General features: G+C 51.0%; 11 protein-coding genes and 1 pseudogene. 6 read left to right on the forward strand and 6 right to left on the reverse strand.

Annotated features, from left to right (window positions below):
- Positions 1-29: 29 nt before the first annotated feature.
- The 4 genes and pseudogenes from treY (at position 30) to N24_RS11050 (ending at position 5,433) form a co-directional block, all read left to right on the forward strand.
- The gene (treY, locus tag N24_RS11040) at positions 30-2,465 is read left to right on the forward strand and encodes a malto-oligosyltrehalose synthase (protein ID WP_096456936.1); all 2,436 of its coding nucleotides are present in this window, start codon (positions 30-32) and stop codon (positions 2,463-2,465) included.
- A 43-nt stretch (positions 2,466-2,508) separates the two neighbouring features.
- Positions 2,509-3,534, forward strand: coding sequence for a GTP pyrophosphokinase (locus tag N24_RS11045; protein WP_096456938.1), 1,026 nt, complete (start codon positions 2,509-2,511; stop codon positions 3,532-3,534).
- A 140-nt stretch (positions 3,535-3,674) separates the two neighbouring features.
- Entirely contained in the window at positions 3,675-3,806 is a 132-nt protein-coding gene (locus N24_RS16675) for a hypothetical protein (RefSeq protein WP_003856460.1), read from the forward strand.
- Positions 3,807-4,385: 579 nt separating this feature from the next.
- Positions 4,386-5,433 (forward strand): annotated as a pseudogene (locus tag N24_RS11050) (LLM class flavin-dependent oxidoreductase).
- Here N24_RS11050 and N24_RS11055 read toward each other — a convergent pair.
- The 3 genes from N24_RS11055 to N24_RS11065 are packed head-to-tail and all read right to left on the reverse strand — an operon-like array spanning position 5,430 to position 6,737.
- On the reverse strand, positions 5,430-5,810 hold the full coding sequence (locus tag N24_RS11055) for an RNA-binding S4 domain-containing protein (RefSeq protein WP_096456940.1): 381 nt from the start codon (positions 5,808-5,810) through the stop codon (positions 5,430-5,432). The pseudogene N24_RS11050 and the gene N24_RS11055 overlap by 4 nt on opposite strands.
- 9 nt (positions 5,811-5,819) lie before the next feature.
- Positions 5,820-6,053: a hypothetical protein gene (locus N24_RS11060; protein ID WP_096456942.1), complete on the reverse strand. Its 234-nt coding sequence runs from the start codon at positions 6,051-6,053 to the stop codon at positions 5,820-5,822.
- Between the two features lie 30 nt (positions 6,054-6,083).
- Entirely contained in the window at positions 6,084-6,737 is a 654-nt protein-coding gene (locus N24_RS11065; protein ID WP_096456944.1) for a YigZ family protein, read from the reverse strand.
- 54 nt (positions 6,738-6,791) lie between these two features.
- On the opposite strand from N24_RS11065, the gene treZ reads away from it, so the two are divergent.
- A complete protein-coding gene (gene treZ, locus N24_RS11070; protein ID WP_197702397.1) occupies positions 6,792-8,516 on the forward strand; it encodes a malto-oligosyltrehalose trehalohydrolase in 1,725 nt (574 codons plus the stop codon).
- Between the two features lie 235 nt (positions 8,517-8,751).
- Here treZ and ilvA read toward each other — a convergent pair whose 3' ends face one another.
- A complete protein-coding gene (gene ilvA, locus N24_RS11075; RefSeq protein WP_096456948.1) occupies positions 8,752-10,062 on the reverse strand; it encodes a threonine ammonia-lyase IlvA in 1,311 nt (436 codons plus the stop codon).
- Between the two features lie 202 nt (positions 10,063-10,264).
- On the opposite strand from ilvA, the gene N24_RS11080 reads away from it, so the two are divergent.
- Complete coding sequence (locus N24_RS11080; RefSeq protein ID WP_167382092.1) at positions 10,265-10,774, forward strand: hypothetical protein; 510 nt, start codon at positions 10,265-10,267, stop codon at positions 10,772-10,774.
- Positions 10,775-10,868: 94 nt separating this feature from the next.
- Here N24_RS11080 and N24_RS11085 read toward each other — a convergent pair whose 3' ends face one another.
- Positions 10,869-12,074: a cobalamin-independent methionine synthase II family protein gene (locus N24_RS11085; protein WP_096456952.1), complete on the reverse strand. Its 1,206-nt coding sequence runs from the start codon at positions 12,072-12,074 to the stop codon at positions 10,869-10,871.
- Positions 12,075-12,221: 147 nt separating this feature from the next.
- Positions 12,222-15,788, reverse strand: a complete 3,567-nt coding sequence (gene dnaE, locus N24_RS11090) for a DNA polymerase III subunit alpha (RefSeq protein ID WP_167382093.1) — start codon at positions 15,786-15,788, stop codon at positions 12,222-12,224.
- Between the last annotated feature and the right edge of the window lie 46 nt (positions 15,789-15,834).

Genomic DNA, 15,834 nt, shown 5'->3' on the forward strand with positions numbered 1-15,834 from the left:
TTTTGCATAACTTCTAAGGATGTTTCACCATGGCACGGCCAATTTCCGCCACATACAGGCTTCAAATGCGAGGACCTCAAGCAGATAGCGCCGGGCGTTCTTTCGATTTCGCGCAGGCTAAAGCGCAGCTTCCCTATTTAAAAAAGCTCGGGATTAGCCACCTGTATCTCTCGCCGATTTTTACCTCCATGCCGGATTCAAATCATGGCTACGATGTGATTGATCCCACCACGATTAATGAAGAACTTGGTGGTATGGAGGGTTTTCGGGAGTTGGCGGAGGCCACCAAAGAACTGGGCATGGGAATCATCATTGATATTGTGCCGAACCACTTGGGGGTGGCGGTTCCGCATTTAAATCCCTGGTGGTGGGATGTTCTCAAGTATGGGAAAGACTCTGATTTTGAGTTCTACTTTGATATTGATTGGCACGAAGACAATGGTTCTGGTGGAAAGCTGGGCATGCCAATTCTGGGTGCGGAAGGCGATGAAGACAAGCTAGAATTCGCCGAGCTAAACGGCGAGAAAGTACTAAAATACTACGACAACTTATTCCCCCTTGCCCCTGGTACCGCAGAAGGAACACCACAACAGGCATACGAGCGCCAGCATTATCGACTGCAGTTTTGGCGCGATGGGGTCATCAACTACCGTCGCTTCTTCTCAGTTAATACTTTGGCCGGCATTAGGCAAGAAGATCCCATGGTCTTTGAACACACCCACCGCCTACTGCGCGAGTTGGTCGCAGAAGACCTCATTGATGGCGTGCGTGTGGACCACCCCGATGGACTTTCTGATCCTTTTGGCTACCTGCATAGACTCCGTGACTTGATTGGCCCGGATCGTTGGCTAATCATTGAGAAAATCCTCGGTGTCGATGAACCCCTAGATCCTCGTTTGGCCGTTGATGGCACCACTGGATATGACGCGCTCCGTGAACTAGATGGAGTGTTTATTTCTAGGGAATCAGAAGATAAATTCTCCATGATTGCCCTTAACCACAGCGGATCTACCTGGGATGAGCGAACCTTAAATTCCACGGAAGAAAACCTCAAACGCGAGGTGGCACAGCAAGAACTCGGTGCGGAAATCCTAAGACTCGCCCGCGCAATGCGCCGCGATAATTTCTCCACCGCAGGCACCCACGTCACCGAAGACAAACTCAGCGAAACCATCATCGAGCTCATCGCTGCCATGCCGGTCTACCGCGCAGACTATATCTCCCTATCCCGCACTACTGCCACGGTTATCGCCGAAATGTCCAAACGATTCCCCACCCGGCGCGATGCACTAGACCTGATCGCTGCTGCGCTTCTTGGCAACGGCGAGGCAAAAATCCGGTTTGCTCAAGTGTGCGGTGCCGTCATGGCAAAAGGCGTAGAAGACACCACCTTCTACCGCGCCTCACGCCTGGTTGCACTCCAAGAAGTAGGTGGCGCGCCGGGAAGGTTCGGGGTGTCAGCAGCAGAGTTTCACCTTTTGCAAGAAGAACGCAGCCTGCTGTGGCCACGCACCATGACCACGTTGTCCACCCACGACACCAAACGCGGCGAAGACACCCGAGCACGCATCATCGAGCTCACTGAAATCCCTGATTTATATTCAGAGCTAGTCAACCGGGTCTCCGCTGTGCTTCCCGCACCTGATGGCGCCACCGGCAACTTCCTGCTCCAAAACCTCCTCGGCATCTGGCCTGCAGACGGCTCCATCACGGACACCGTGCGCACACGGTTTAGGGACTACGCCTTAAAAGCCATCCGCGAGGCGTCCACAAAAACCACGTGGGTGGACCCCAACGAGTCCTTCGAGGCTGCGGTCTGCGATTGGATAGAGGCGCTTTTCGACGGACCCTCCACCTCATTAATCACCGACTTTGTCTCCTACCTGCACCGAGGCTCCGTGCAAGTCTCCTTGGGCAGGAAACTGTTGCAAATGGTTGGTGCAGGTATTCCTGATACCTACCAAGGCACCGAATTTTTAGAGGATTCCCTCGTAGACCCTGATAATCGTCGCTTTGTTGATTACACCGCCAGGGAGCAACTGCTTGAGCGTCTTCAAACCTGGGATTGGACAGCTGTTAATTCGGTAGATGAACTAGTTGAAAACGCAGATCTTGCCAAGCTCACGGTAGTTCATAAAGCTTTGGGTCTGCGTGCTGAATTCCCCGAAAGTTTTGTCGGTGGTGATCACCAGGCTGTGTTCGGCGAAGGTCGTGCAGAATCCCACATCATGGGTATCGCCCGAGGTACAGACCGAAACCGCTTAAATATCCTTGCACTTGCCACCCGACGCCCACTCATCCTGGAAGATCGCGGCGGTTGGCACGACACCACCGTCACACTTCCTGCGGGACAATGGGAGGACCGCCTGACTGGAAAACAATTCAGCGGAGTTGTGGCAGCTGCTGACCTTTTTGCACATCTGCCAGTATCTTTGTTGGTTTTGGTCACAGATATTGAGTTTTGATCCCTGCTTCAGAAAGTTGATGGCACTACCATGAACGATCGTTATGTCTGACAACACTCTTGCCCAATTTGGCAATTACTACCACGAATTCCGTCGCGCCTACCCAATGGCCGACGTTGAATTCCGCCTAGCTATTGAAGAGTTGCTCACAGATGGTGGTGTCACCTTTGATCGTGTGACCACGCGCATCAAAGAATGGTCCAGCCTCAAAGCCAAAGCCCGTAAACGACGCGACGATGGCTCGTTGATCTACCCCGATCCGCGCAAAGATATCCATGACATGATCGGCGTGCGGATCACTACCTACCATTCCACGGAAATCCCAGTGGCATTAAAAGTCCTCCAAGACTCCTTTATCGTCCACAAATCCGTGGACAAAGCAGCCGAAACCCGCATCTCTGGAGGATTCGGTTACGGCTCCCACCATTTAATTCTAGAAGTCGATGACAACGCCGATGACCTGCAGGAATACAAAGGCCATGTCTTTGAGGTTCAAGTCCGCACCGTCCTGCAACACGCATGGGCGGAATTTGAACACGATATCCGCTACAAACGCGCCGATGTGGCCAACCCGAAAGATTTCAGCGCCGAAGTTGATCGCATGTTCACCCTCGCGGCGGGCCTGATTGAACTAGCTGACCAACAATTCGACCAAATCGCAGCGCTCAAGGAAACCAGCCGTGTAACCGATGAATCTGTCGAGCTCACCGCAGAAACACTTCCAGGTGTGCTCGCAATGCTCATTGGCAACCGATTCCCGCGCCCGCGATCCACCAACTACCGATTCCTCGAAGATATCTTGGTGGCCAATTCGATTACGTCTGTGGCTCAGCTCCGTGAACTTCTAAACCCAGCAGATATTGAAGTCCTGCTCAAAGTAATGAACTACCGCTTCCACCCAGGCCAGATCCGCATCATTGACGATCTACTGCTGAAGCGTTTCGGCCAATCCCATATCGATGCCACTGTGTCTACCGATTCCCAACCACTCAACGCCAAAAGACGCAGGCAGCTCAAACGGAAGCTTGAGCTTATGACCCAGGCACACCTTGTGGAACCACCAAGCTAACGTGAGGCTGCCTGAGTTAGATCGCTTAAAGTTAGCCCCGGCTAAAACTCGCGGAGTTTCACAACCTACAATGCTGTAAAACAACTGTTACGCTAGTGCAGCAGATCATTTTGTACATCCCAAGCAAGGAGCCAAATATTATGGGGTCATCCATCACGGACTTCCCGATGCTCGCAGACTTCCTCCACGTGTGGGGCCTGACCGTCGCTGATTTCTTCCGCCCAATGGGCATCAATTTCCCACCAGCTGACTGGAGCTTGAGCTCTATCTAGGCAATTCCTTGACTTACAGTCTGCGAAATTAAAGATGCTTAAGACACTTTAAATGGCAGTGGCACCACCGGTAATTTTTACTGGTGGTGCTTTTTACTATCACTGTTTGTAGGCCGTTTAAGCGACACGATTTTCGGAAACGAGTATTTATACCACTTCAGGTTCCAAAGGCTCTTAGAAACGATTTTGGAAGGGCACTTTTTACAGGCCCAAACTTAAGATTTTGAGCAATGCCAGTAGTAGCCAAACACACGTGACAAGAATATTGGAAAACTCGAATTTTCGTCACCGGAGTTTGGTTTGGTTTGGTTTGGCTCGATGCAAACCAAACATACGTGCCAATATTTCGTGTAAATGGAAAATCTTGGCACGCCTGTTTGGTTCGCCTCTGGTTCACCTAAGACCCACCGCGCGATCAAGGCCAATCTAGCTATAACGACGAGGGTGCGGTGAATTTCCTATAGGCAGGGTTGCGATTCGCGTGTCCATCGCACTGAAAACCTTGCGGGAATACCATCAAGCCCATATTGTTGATATATCTACAAACACTTTATTGACACTTCCACACGTTGAGGACACATGAAGAACATCTCTTTCGGCCTGGACACATTCGGCGACAATGCAATCGACCTTGAGGGCAACCCAGTATCGCCTGCACAAACCATCCGCAACATCATTGATGAAGCAAAAATGGCAGAGAAAGTTGGTGTAGATATCATCGGCATCGGTGAACACCACCGTGAGGAGTACGCCGTTTCTGCCCCTTGACATCGTGATGACTGCCATTCTTGCATCGACGCAACGGCTTAAAGTCACGTCCTCTGTCACCGTGTTGTCCTCTGATGATCCGGTGCGCTTATTCGAACGTTATTCCACCATGAACGCACTTTCTCATGGCCGCGCAGAAATCACCCTTGGGCGTGGGTCTTTCATTGAGTCTTTCCCACTGTTTGGTTTTGACCTTCAGGATTATGAGAAGCTGTTTAGCGAGCGCTTGGATTTGTTTGCCAAAATTCTGGAGGCAGATAGTCGCGGCCAGGGTGTGACCTGGCATGGTGAAACTCGATCTGCGTTAGAAAACCAGATGCTGTACCCACCAACTGAGAATGGTATTCAGGCATGGGTGGCTGTTGGTGGCAGCCCTGAATCAGTTGTGCGTGCAGCCAAGTATCGTTTCCCCTTGATGTTGGCGATCATTGGTGGTGCTCCTGAGCGTTTCCGCCCTTATGTGGATCTGTACAAGCGAGCCAATGAACAGTTTGGACAGCCTCAAAAACCCATCGGTGTGCATTCCCCAGGTCTGATCGCAGAAACTGATGAAGAAGCACGTGAATTAGCCTTGAATGATTGGTTGGAACTTCAGCGCAAGCTTGGTGCTGAGCGCGGTTGGGCTCCTGCGGATGTAACCCAATTTGAGCGTGAGATCGACCACGGTTCGCTCTACATTGGCTGCCCTGAAACGGTTGCGAAGAAGATTGCGAGCACCATTTCGGTGCTCGATCTTGATCGTTTTACCATGAAATACGCCAGTGGCAAAACACCTCACGAGCACTTGCTGAAGTCCATCGAGCTGTATGGCACTGAGGTTATTCCAATGGTCAAGGATATTTTGTCCAAAAAGGCCTAACGCATACCTCTAAACTGTTCCATTTCGCGCCGTTCTTTCTTGGTAGGCCTTCCGGCTCCACGGTCACGGCGCGGAATGGATGCGAATACTTCCATTGGTGGTGGCGGTGGGGTGTGGTCCACGTAGCAGGTTTTGGCAATGGGTGCGCCGACGCGTTTGCTAATTGTCCGAAGCACTTCCACATCTAATTCGCGGTGGTTTACCCAGACTCGAACGCGGTCACCTGGAACTACCTGTTGGGCCGGTTTCACTACGTTGTTGTTGAGTTTTACGTGCCCCGCTTTGCAGGCTGCTGCTGCATCTGAGCGGGTTTTATACAAACGAACTGCCCACACCCATGCGTCGATGCGGACAGGTTTTCCGTCAAGATCTGACATAGAAATCTTCTAGTAGTTGTCTTTTTGGTTAATGATCTTCTGGACTTTGTTGTAGTAATAAAAGCCACCGACCACGGCGACGATCAATCCAAGTGCCATGAAAAATGGTGAACCAAGGAGCAGCCACAATGCGGCACCACCAACAAGACCACCACCTACGCTAATAACTGCGTTTCGGGAACTCTTACGTACTTCTTGTTTGCGCTTTTCAATGGGGTTGCGGGGAAATGGTTGCATGCTCATAGTTGACCAGTGTAGTTCCCTTAGAGTGCGCTAGTCACTCGGGGATTCCACCCACATGTGCCCGGACTCTTTCAAATCAATTTCTGTGCCCATCATGGACGACAATTGAGATTCAACCGCCACGCGTTCCCCAGGTAATAATGCCAATGTATAAGTCACTTCTGCACCGTATTCAGTATCAGTGATAATCACACCCATCCCACGCAGGTTTGCCTCGATGCGTCCGGCATCGGAATGCGGCAGATTGATGGTGAAAATCTCCCGAATTGAACGCGTGGTCTGTAAAACCTGTGGTAAAAGCTCTGTGACTGCATTGGTATAGGCGTTTACTAATCCGCCGGTGCCCAGTTTTATGCCACCAAAATATCGCACGACTACTGCGGCGATATCTTTCATTCCAGACCCGCGCAGTGCTTCCAACATGGGTTTACCTGCGGTTCCTGAAGGCTCACCGTCGTCTGAGGACCGCTCGACATCATTGGAGCCATCGACGTGGAAAATAAATGCGCTGCAATGATGACGCGCATCCGGATAGAGATCTTTGATGGAGTGAATAAATTCCCGAGCCTGCTCTTCATCTTGCACGCGCGTGATGTAGGTCAAGAATTTGGATCGTTTGATCTCTAATTCGTGTTCAAAGACTTGACCTGCTTGAGGAAGTTGGTATTGCGTGAGATGTGCCATAGCATCTCATATCTTAGCCCGCCGATCGCAGACATTTTCACTACCCTGGTGGCCATGTTGACCTCGCGAAACTTTTCGGTCTGGGCTCCCCTGCCCCAAGACGTACAACTTGTCCTCAACGGCGAAACCTTTCCCATGACAAAAACGGAAGGCAGCTGGTGGCGCGCGGAGATTGCGCCTCAAGCAGGCGATCGTTACGGCTTTTCGCTTTTCGACGGCTCCTCCTGGTCCAAACCCCTCCCCGATCCCCGATCCACTTCCCAACCAGACGGCGTGCATGGTCTAAGTGAAATCTCGGATGATTCCTATTTGTGGGGTGATCAGCAGTGGACTGGTCGAATCCTCCCAGGATCGGTGTTGTACGAGCTACATGTGGGCACGTTTAGTGAACATGGAACGTTTGAGGGAGTCGTCGAAAAGCTTTCTTATCTGCGTGACCTCGGCGTGACCGCCATCGAGCTTTTACCCGTGCAGCCCTTTGGCGGCAACCGAAATTGGGGCTACGACGGGGTGCTCTGGCACGCCGTCCATGCAGGCTACGGCGGTCCGACGGGCCTTAAAAAGCTTATCGACGCCTCCCACCAGGCCGGCATCGCCATTTATTTAGACGTCGTCTACAACCACTTCGGCCCTGACGGCAACTACAACGGGCAATTTGGCCCCTACACCGCCAGTGGCAGCACCGGCTGGGGTGACGTGGTCAATATCAACGGCTCCGATTCTGATGAAGTACGACGCTATATCCTTGATGCCGCACGCCAGTGGTTTGAGGAATTCCACGTCGATGGGCTACGCCTTGACGCCGTGCACTCCCTCGATGATCGGGGTGCCTACTCGCTTCTGGAACAACTGCATATCCTGGCGGAAGAAGTCTCAGCCCAAACCGGCATCCCGCGATCGCTGATTGCAGAATCTGACCTTAACGACCCACAATTAATCACCTCCCGCGATGCCGGTGGGTATGGTCTTGATGCACAATGGGTCGACGATATCCACCATGCCGTGCACGCTTTAGTCTCAGGTGAACGCAACGGTTATTACTGTGATTTCGGTTCCGTTGAAACCCTGGCTAAAACACTAAGGGAAGTTTTTGCGCATACCGGAAATTACTCCACGTTCCGCGAACGCAACCACGGCCGACCTGTGCGTCTCGATGTCACCCCCGCATCCCGCTTTGTCACCTATACAACCACCCATGATCAAACTGGAAACCGAGCCATCGGTGATCGCCCATCGATGACTCTTAGCCCCGAGCAGCAAGTCTTAAAAGCAGCCATCATCTATAGCTCCCCTTACACACCAATGCTGTTTATGGGCGAAGAGTTCGGCGCCACCACACCCTTTGCCTTCTTCTGCTCCCACACCGACCCTGAACTCAACCGATTGACCTCAGAGGGACGAAAACGTGAATTCGCCCGCCTTGGATGGAATGCCGACGAGATCCCCGCCCCCCACCTGGAATCCACGTTTACATCATCGAAACTCAATTGGGAGCTCACCGATGATCAACGCCGCATCAAAGATGCCTACAAGCAGTTGTTGCACCTGCGGCACACCCTGAATTTCGCCCAACCCAATTTACTCAACCTAGACATCGAACACGGCGACAATTGGTTATCGATGGCCAATGGTCAAGGCAGACTACTTGCCAATTTCTCAGATAAAGACGTCGAGGTGCCTTTTGGTGGTGAGTTGATTTACAGCTTCACCTCCCCCACAGTTACGGCTACGTCAACCTCACTTCAACCATGGGGTTTTGCGATTTTACGCCGCGAGTAGCTCAAAACCAGTTGCCATGATCAGCTTTCGTTTACGGATATGTGAATTGCACTTGCAGCAGAACAAACCTAGATGCTCATCAATGGCGCAAAACCAAAAACTGGGCACTGTGGTTTAACGGCGGCTTAGCCTCTCACTCGGATTAAGAAGAGTCAGCCACTATTGGTTCACATTTTTGCTTCCCTCATAGGAAAGGGCCACCTTGAGATCAAAGTGGCCCTTTCCTAATTCAGGTTTAAGTTAAGTATTCGTATTCTGGAGTGCCTGGTTCAAGGCGACGGGAATCAATAGCAGATAACTCCATGCGACCAAGCAGTGGTTCCAATCCAGATGCTTCACTCAGCTGAATGCCTACCAACGCAGTACCAGTTTCACGATTATTGCGCTTGAGGTATTCAAACAGCGTGATGTCATCATCAGGTCCCAAGATATCTTCGAGGAAATGACGCAACTGACCTGGCTTTTGCGGGAAGTTAACCAAGAAATAGTGCTTCAACCCACGATGCACCAAGGAACGCTCAGCGATCTCTGCATAGCGCAACACATCGTTGTTGCCACCAGAGATAATGCACACCACGACCGAGCCTGGGGCAAAGGACATTTCCTTTAACCCCGCAATCGACAACGCGCCAGCAGGTTCTGCGATGATGCCTTCATTTTGATACAAATCAAGCATCTCAGTGCACACCGCGCCCTCAGTAGCGCTCATCATGTGTACACGACCCTGGTTTTTTTCCACGATGTGGTAGTTCAGGTCGCCGACTCGCTTAACAGCTGCGCCATCAACAAAAGGATCAACAGTCTCTAGAGTTACTGGCCCGCCCTCACGAAGTGCAGCCTGCATGGACGCAGCACCAGCTGGTTCAATACCCACAACAGCGGTACGAGGTGCCATATCCGCCATGTAGCTGACAACACCAGCGAGAAGTCCGCCACCGCCAACTGGAACCATGACATGATCAGCACTTTTACCCAGTGCCGTTAATTGCGACAAGATTTCAGCTGCAACTGTTCCCTGTCCCACAATGGTGTTACGCGCATCAAACGGTTCAATCAGCGTCGCACCGGTGCTTTCCGCATCCTCATGTGCGGCAGCTGAAGCCTCATCAAAGTTGTTTCCTGTCACCACCAATGTGACAAACTCGCCACCATGAACCATGATGCGATCACGCTTTTGTTTAGGTGTTTGAACCGGAACATAGATACGACCCTGAACACCAAGTGATTTGCACACATATGCAACGCCCTGGGCATGGTTTCCTGCAGACGCTGCAACGACACCCGCATCACGTTGTTCTTGGGTCAGCTGCACACCTGAGTTCAATGCTCCACGGATCTTGTAGGAACGGACATCCTGCAAATCTTCCCGCTTGAGGTAGATTTCCGCACCGGTTTCTTCTGACAACCGAGGACAATACTGCAACGGTGTTGGTGCAATGACGGAGGAAATTCGTGCCTGCGCCAATTGAATGTCGGCGGCACGAATCAGCTCCGCTCCGCTAGCCATCACTCCTGGACTTTTCTCAGACACGTATGTTTCACTCATGGTTGCCTAGTGTAATCGCCTTAAAGTTATGCACCTACTTTGGCATAGGTTTTATTACAATATGACTTTTCAAAAGATTGTTTTCTAGCCAATACTGTGGTTGTGGCATTACACTTTCCTCGAGTTGAGGGTAGTTCATACTATCCGCATACGTATCACATGTCCTCAAATTGACCGCATTAATATTGCCAGGAGAAAAGATTTGTCTCTGCGTCGAAGTACTTTGACCCTTGTTACAGCAAGTGCTGTGGCATTGTCCGTTTTCACCCCAGTTGCCCAGGCTCAGTCCTCTGACGCACTTACTCAGCTTTCTGACAACATCACCTCTTCTCAGATCCTTGATGAAGATGGCAACCCCGTAGACGGCAATGAACAATGGCCAGGCAGCGCTGAAGGCAGCTCTATGCTCAGCAGTGGCGACATCCCTGCTGCACCGAGCTTTGGCTCATCTGGAAAAGATACCTCTGACGAGGATGATGAACTCACCGAAGAGCAGCAACAGTTCCTTGATCGTGTCTCTGAAATTCCAGTAATTGGCTCTGTTGTGTCTCCACCAGAGTGGTTAGCTCTTCCCCTAGCTGTTATTCAAGGCTTGGTTGCGGTGGCTAGCTTGGCAACAACTGCAGCATCTTTCATGGTGACCGTTGATCCTGCATCCAGGCAGACTGTGCGCGACATCCTAGCTCAAATGGGCATCAATGTAGATGCCTAGTTTTTCAATATAAAGAAGCTGGTGTTCATTTAGAATTTTCTAAATGAACACCAGCTTCTTTTGCTGCTTTGACTAGCAACCCTCGGCTACTAGATTAGAACAGCTCCTTGGAAGCAATGCGAGCGCCCTCTACAAGGGACTCCAACTTCGCCCATGCGATCTGAGAATGCAGACGTCCACCCAGGCCACAGTCGGTAGAAGCTACAACATTTTCAGGGCCAACCAGCTTGGCAAACTGAACAATACGGTCAGCTACTAGGCGTGGGTGCTCAACTGCGTTGATTGAGTGAGAAACCACACCTGGGTAGATCAAAGAGCCTTCAGGAAGCTTGTTTTCTTCCCATACGCGCCACTCATGAGCATGGCGAGGTGATGCACCTTCGAAGGAGAAACCGCCAACTTCTGCACGCAGAATTTCACCAATGATGTCACCGAATGGAATGTCAGTAACGTGTGGTCCATGCCAGGAGCCCCAGCAGATGTGCAGACGAGTCTGTTCCTTAGGCAGTCCCTTGACAGCGCTGTTAATCGCATCGATGCGCTTGCCAATCCAGTCCAGGTAATCCTTAACGCTTGGCTCTGGGTTGATCTGATCCCAAGCCTCTGCCAGATCAGGTGCATCAAGCTGAACAGTCAGACCAGCGTCGGTGATGATCTTGTATTCCTGGGAAAGGGCATCTGCACAAGCTGCAACGACCTCGTCATCAGTCTCGTAGTACTTGTTGGTCAAACGTGCAGCAGATCCTGGGGACAGAGCTGCAACGAAGCCATCTTTCGCGCCCGCTGCCTCCATGCCCTTCTTGAGCAAATCAACATCGGTTTGGGTTTCCTCTTGACCGATGTAGGTAATTGGGCCGGTAAATTCTGGGTTTCCTACGGATGCGCGACCAGTGAAAATACCTGATACTGGATCTTCATATGCCTCACGGAACAATTCGCGATCACGACGATCAGAGAAGCTGGTCAGCTTAATGTTGCCAGGAGTGGAACGGACTGCTTCCTGGCTTGCCCAACGATCAGTGTCGGTCATGGTCAGTCCACCCAGGCGGGTGAAGGAGTAATTCCACCAAGCACCAAAATCGACTGCGCCGGAAGTGACGTGTCCGTATTCACCCTCGTTGAGGATATCGATACCCAAATCAACCTGACGCTTAATCACGTCATCCACAGAAGACTGCAGAATCTGGAAGAATTCCTCTTCACCAATTTCACCCTTTGAACGCTTGATGTTTGCGTCAAGCAGTTCCGGCGTACGGGGCAAGGAACCCACGTGAGTGGTTCTGATGTGGTTGTGGCTCATTAAAAATCCAATCTAAAAGTCGAATGAAAGTATCAAACTCTCATTCGACTCTAACTGTGTTGGTGCAATCTACGTCCACCACACCCAGATTTTTATTCATCACAAGGTTTTTTACCCCTTCATGGGGTAATCCCTGTGTGATGCACACTAACCGAGAATGCCCGGACCCATCGTTGCCTTCAAATCTCCCATCAAACTTGCAGATCGATTAACTCTTAAGTGATCACCCAAAATCATCACAGTGGAATTATCACCGTCAATGAGGTTGAGATACACATCAGAGTCACCCTTGTTGTCCACCAACACCTGCTTCAACTTGGCGATATTAGACATCGTGCACTGATCTGTACGCATCGATAGTCGAAGTGGCAAACCTTGGCCATTTCCAGGACCAAGTTCGGGGACGCGAAGATCATCACAAAACAAGCTCATACGATCATCTCGGATAGAGATGTGCGCCTTAGCCAGGATGATGTTGTCTTCCACAATCATCGAGCCAACAATGGAATACACCTTGTTGAACACCAACAGTTCCACGGAAGCACCGTTGTGATCTTCAATGGTGACAATTGCCCAAGGGGAACCATCCTTTTTAGAGAATCGACGATCCACACCGGAGATAATGCCACCGACGGTAACTTCTGCACCGTGTTTCAGTTCACCTGCCACAATGGTGGTCAACGCTGTATCTACCTGAGCTGCAATAGCGTCTTCGTACCCGTCTAGTGGGTGCCCGGAAACATACAGACCAAGCATTTCTCGCTCAAGAGCAAGTTCGTGCTTACGGTCCCATTCCTCATCTGGAACGGTGATTTGGAAGAAGCTGGCGACATCCTCGTTAGAGTCAGAGTCAAAGGCTGCGAACAGGTCAAATTGTCCCTTATCCGCGGCTTTCTTCGTGGCGATAACAGAATCTACGGCATCTTCAAAGACCAACATAAGGCCTTTTCGTGGATGTCCTAATGAATCAAAAGCTCCGGCTTTAATCAGTGATTCCGTAATGCGCTTGTTGCAGGGCAAGGTGTCAATTTTGTCCAAGTAGTCGGAGAAGTCCTTGAACAACCCTTTTTCTTCGCGGGTTTCCAAAATGGAATCCACAACTTCTGCACCGACATTTCGAATAGCTCCCAGGCCATAGCGAATATCGGTTCCTACGGGAAGGAAGTTCAATGTTGACTCATTGATATCAGGTGAAAGAACGCGAATACCTAAGTGGCGGCAGTCGGCAAGATAGATAGCTGACTTGTCCTTGTTATCACCCACAGAGGTCAACAGTGCAGCCATATATTCTGGCGCGTAGTGAGCCTTGAGGTACGCAGTCCAGAACGACACCAAACCATAACCTGCAGCGTGAGACTTGTTAAACGCATATCCTGCGAATGGCAGGATGGTATCCCACAAGGTTTTGATTGCTTCAGCGGAATAGCCATTGGCTTTCATGCCGGCTTCGAAGTTGGCGAACTCCTTTTCCAGCACTTCTGGCTTTTTCTTACCCATGGCTTTACGGAAACCATCTGCCTGACCAGCAGTGTAATTTGCGACCTTTTGAGAAATCTTCATGATCTGCTCCTGGTACACAATCAGACCATAGGTTTCGCCGAGGATTTCTTCCAGTGCTTCTTCAAGCTCCGGGTGGATGGGAATAATGGGTTTCCTACCGTTTTTACGGTCTGCGTAGTCCCAGTGTGCATTCACACCCATAGGTCCTGGTCGATACAGTGCAAGCGCGGCAACAATGTCATTGAAGCCGGTAGGCTGCATTCGTTTCAGCAGCTCCTGCATGCCACCACTATCGAGCTGGAACACGCCGAGGGTTTCACCGCGTCCAAGAAGTTTGTAGGTTTCTTCATCTTCGATGGCGAGGTTTTCCAGATCAAGAATTTCACCGTCACGGTTTGCCTTGATGTTTTCAATGGCATCACCAATGACGGTAAGGTTTCGAAGACCTAGGAAGTCCATCTTCAACAGGCCGATAGCTTCACATGCTGGATAGTCCCATCCAGTAATCAACGCACCATCTGCGGGGCGTTTCCACATGGGGATACAGTCCAGTAGAGGAACTGAGGACATAATGACGGCACATGCATGCACACCGGACTGGCGCACGACACCTTCTAGGCCTCGTGCGGTTTCATAGATGCGTTTTACATCTGGATCAGTTTCAATGAGCTGTCGCACAGCACCGGCTTCGTTGTACCGCGGGTGTTCTGGATCGGTGATTCCAGACAAAGGAATGTCCTTTGCCATGATGGCAGGTGGAAGCTCTTTAATGACGCGGTCAGCAACTTGGTAACCTGGTTGTCCCATTTGCACACGAGCGGAGTCTTTAAGCGCCTGCTTCGTTTTCACGGTACCGAAAGTGATCACCTGGGCGATCTTGTCTTCACCCCAGCGGTCTGCCGCATAACGGATCATTTCTCCACGGCGACGATCATCGAAGTCGATATCAATATCGGGAGCAGATGGTCGTTCCGGGTTGAGGAATCGCTCGAACAGCAAACCATGTTCCATCGGGTCAATGTTGGTGATCGTTAGCGCATAAGCAACCAACGCGCCCGCCGCAGAACCACGACCAGGTCCCACACGGATACCAACGGAGCGAGCATGCTTGATCAGCTCAGCAACGATAAGGAAGTAGGAAGGGTATCCCTTCATATCAATCACCGAGATCTCATACTCAGCGCGTTCAATATAGTCCTGAGGTACTTGCTGGCCTGGGAAGCGGTCTTCCAAACCGGCCATCACTTCATGGTGCAGCCACGTGGTTGGGGTATAGCCTTCTGGCACATCCGCAATCGGCATGCGGTCGTGCGAGTGCTCTTCCCAGATTTCGCTGTAATCCTGCACGCGTTCTGCAATCCACAGTGTGTTATCGCAGCCGTCAGGAACCATATCGTCCCACAGCGCACGCATTTGCTCTGCGGACTTCACGTAATAGCCGGTTCCTCCGAATTTGAAACGGTCTTCGTCGTGAAGCGTTTTGCCAGTTTGCACGCACAACATCGCCTCGTGGGCTTGAGCCTGTGATTCCAGCACGTAGTGGCAGTCATTGGTGACAAGTGGTGGCAAGTTGAGCTTGCGGCCGATCTCTAGCAATTCACTGCGCACTCGGGTTTCAATATCTAAGCCGTGGTCCATCAGCTCAAGGAAGTAATTGTCCCGGCCATAGATGTCTTGCCACATCGCAGCTGCTTCAAGTGCTTCATCAAATTGGCCCAATCGCAGGCGTGTTTGCACATCACCCGATGGGCAGCCTGTGGTGGCAATGATTCCTTCGGCGTGTTCCGCGATGATATCGGCATCCATGCGTGACCATTTACCCAACTGACCTTCATAAGATGCCATTGAAGACAGGTAGAAGAGATTTCTTAAACCTGTGGTGTTTTCTGCAAGCATGGTTTGGTGCAGATACGCACCCGAACCAGATACATCGTCTGATTTTTGGTGTGGTTCACCCCAACGCACACGCTCTTTTTTAAAGCGAGACTCGGGTGCCATATAGGTTTCAATGCCAATGATGGGCTTGATACCCATTTCTGTCATCTTGCGATAAAACGGGTTAGAGCCATACATATTGCCGTGATCAGTAATACCAACCGCAGGCATACCTTGGGCTTTAACCTCATCGGCCAACATGTCGATCTTGGCCATTCCATCAAGCATGGAAAACTCGGTGTGATTATGAAGATGTACAAATGAGGAGTGCTTGGCCATGTGGGACAGTCTAGCCATCTCCTTACACCAGTGAAACTCCCCTTAA

The sequence above is a fragment of the Corynebacterium suranareeae genome (genome assembly GCF_002355155.1).
Classification (GTDB): domain Bacteria; phylum Actinomycetota; class Actinomycetes; order Mycobacteriales; family Mycobacteriaceae; genus Corynebacterium; species Corynebacterium suranareeae.

Coding starts and splice junctions, on each gene's coding strand:
- ilvA (WP_096456948.1), bottom strand. CDS start 10,062: ATGAGTGAAACATACGTGTCTGAGAAAAGTCCAGGAGTGATGGCTAGC.
- treY (WP_096456936.1), top strand. CDS start 30: ATGGCACGGCCAATTTCCGCCACATACAGGCTTCAAATGCGAGGACCT.
- N24_RS16675 (WP_003856460.1), top strand. CDS start 3,675: ATGGGGTCATCCATCACGGACTTCCCGATGCTCGCAGACTTCCTCCAC.
- N24_RS11055 (WP_096456940.1), bottom strand. CDS start 5,810: ATGTCAGATCTTGACGGAAAACCTGTCCGCATCGACGCATGGGTGTGG.
- N24_RS11060 (WP_096456942.1), bottom strand. CDS start 6,053: ATGAGCATGCAACCATTTCCCCGCAACCCCATTGAAAAGCGCAAACAA.
- N24_RS11065 (WP_096456944.1), bottom strand. CDS start 6,737: ATGGCACATCTCACGCAATACCAACTTCCTCAAGCAGGTCAAGTCTTT.
- dnaE (WP_167382093.1), bottom strand. CDS start 15,788: ATGGCCAAGCACTCCTCATTTGTACATCTTCATAATCACACCGAGTTT.
- N24_RS11045 (WP_096456938.1), top strand. CDS start 2,509: ATGTCTGACAACACTCTTGCCCAATTTGGCAATTACTACCACGAATTC.
- treZ (WP_197702397.1), top strand. CDS start 6,792: ATGTTGACCTCGCGAAACTTTTCGGTCTGGGCTCCCCTGCCCCAAGAC.
- N24_RS11085 (WP_096456952.1), bottom strand. CDS start 12,074: ATGAGCCACAACCACATCAGAACCACTCACGTGGGTTCCTTGCCCCGT.